The organism is Neisseria sp. P0022.S010 (genome assembly GCF_051956635.1).
Window position 1 is genome coordinate 1 of sequence record NZ_JBQCXF010000607.1, and the last position, 1,677, is coordinate 1,677.

Below are 1,677 nucleotides of genomic sequence, written 5' to 3' on the forward strand. Positions count from 1 at the left end.
GTTGGGACAATGCGCCGATGGAGAGTTTCTTTGCGGTGTTGAAGACGGAGTGTTTCTATAACGCAGGTGAATTGACGGTGGACGAATTGATGAAACAGATAGATGACTATATGGATTACTACAACCGGGAGCGTTGCAGTTTGAAATTGAAAAAGCTGAGTCCTGTCGCATACAGAACCCAGCTTGCACAGAGCGCCTGAATAGGCTTTTATGAGTGTCCAAGATTTGGGGCCAGTTCATTTTTTTGCTATTATGTATATATAATAAAAAGCAAGTCTGGAAAAATGTCTTATGAATAATGTAATGCGGATCATGATATCGATTTTTGCGGCTTCTTTCATCTCTGCGGCGTTTGGTGCAGATTTGTTGTTGGCGCAGGAATATAAAAATCAAGATATTGCCGGTTGGGCCATGAGTGAAAAGTTGGATGGCGTACGCGCGTATTGGGACGGCAGGCGGCTGGTCAGTCGTCAGGGTTATGCGTTTACACCGCCCAAAGGTTTTACAGCAGGTTTTCCACCGTTTCCGATGGATGGCGAGTTGTACAGCGGACGAGGGCGGTTTGAGCAAATTTCCGCGACGGTGCGTTCTGCCTCGGGAAATTGGGACGGCATCCGTTTGCATGTTTTTGATGTGCCGCAGGCGCAGGGTAATCTGTATCAGCGGCTGGAAACGGCTTCGAAATGGCTGAAATCACACCCGTCGGCACGGTTTACGGTCATTCCGCAAGTCAAGGTGCGCGACAAACAACATGCTTTGGATTTTTTGAAACAAGTTGAAGCGTTGGGTGGGGAAGGGGTGATGCTGCGTCAACCTGAAGCCCGTTATGCAAGCGGTAGAAATGGGCAGCTGTTGAAGCTGAAAAGTGAATATGATGATGAATGTACGGTAACGCGTCATTATGAGGGCAAAGGGCGCAATGTCGGGCGTTTGGGTGCGGTAGGATGCAAAAACCAATATGGCGAGTTTCGTATCGGCAGCGGTTTTAAGGATAAAGACCGCGACCATCCGCCGAAAATCGGTGCACTGATTACTTACCGTTATCGTGGTTTTACGCAAAAGGGAACGCCGAAATTTGCAACATTTGTCAGGGTGCGCTCGGATCGATAAAACAAATGAAAGGCCGTCTGAAAATAGGTTTCAGACGGCCTTTCATATAGATGTTGTATAGATTTTTATAAGGTTTCCAATACATCAGGCAATTCGGCCAAGCTGTTGAGTATGGCGACATGGGGCATGGAGGAAAGCTGTTGGGCAGTATGTGCGCCGGTGGCAACTGCGATGGCGCGGATTTTGGCGTTGGCGGCCATTTCTAGGTCGTGGGTGGTGTCGCCGACGACGACGGCCTCTTCCGGTTCAACACCCAGTCGGTCGCAGAGGGCAAGTACCATGTCGGGCGCGGGTTTGGACGGATATTCGCTGGCGCAGGCAGTTTCCAGCCAAAAGGCTTGGGTGTCGGTTTGTGCAATGGCTTTGTCCAAGCCGCTTCGGCCTTTGCCGGTGGCGATGGCAAGCCAATAACCTTGTTGTTGCAAGCGTTGCAGGCAGGACAGGGCTTCGGGGAACAGGGTCATGTTGCGGTTGTTGGGATTGAGGTAGTGCGCGGCATAGGTCTCAATCAGGGTTTCCTGAACGTGTTCGCTGACGTTGTGGGCAAGGCGGCGGATGATGCCGGAG

The 1,677-nt window shown here is 50.7% G+C and carries 3 protein-coding genes; 2 read left to right on the plus strand and 1 reads right to left on the minus strand.

The window, feature by feature from the left end:
- Positions 1 to 200: IS3 family transposase (locus ACTHUT_RS19875; RefSeq protein ID WP_440419543.1), on the plus strand; the 200-nt coding region annotated here is incomplete at its 5' end.
- 103 nt (positions 201 to 303) lie between these two features.
- Entirely contained in the window at positions 304 to 1,110 is an 807-nt protein-coding gene (locus tag ACTHUT_RS19880) for a DNA ligase (protein ID WP_440419545.1), read from the plus strand.
- 65 nt (positions 1,111 to 1,175) lie between these two features.
- Here the strand turns inward: ACTHUT_RS19880 and ACTHUT_RS19885 are convergent, their stop codons facing one another.
- Complete coding sequence (locus ACTHUT_RS19885) at positions 1,176 to 1,670, minus strand: HAD-IA family hydrolase (protein ID WP_440419547.1); 495 nt, start codon at positions 1,668 to 1,670, stop codon at positions 1,176 to 1,178.
- Positions 1,671 to 1,677: the final 7 nt, after the last annotated feature.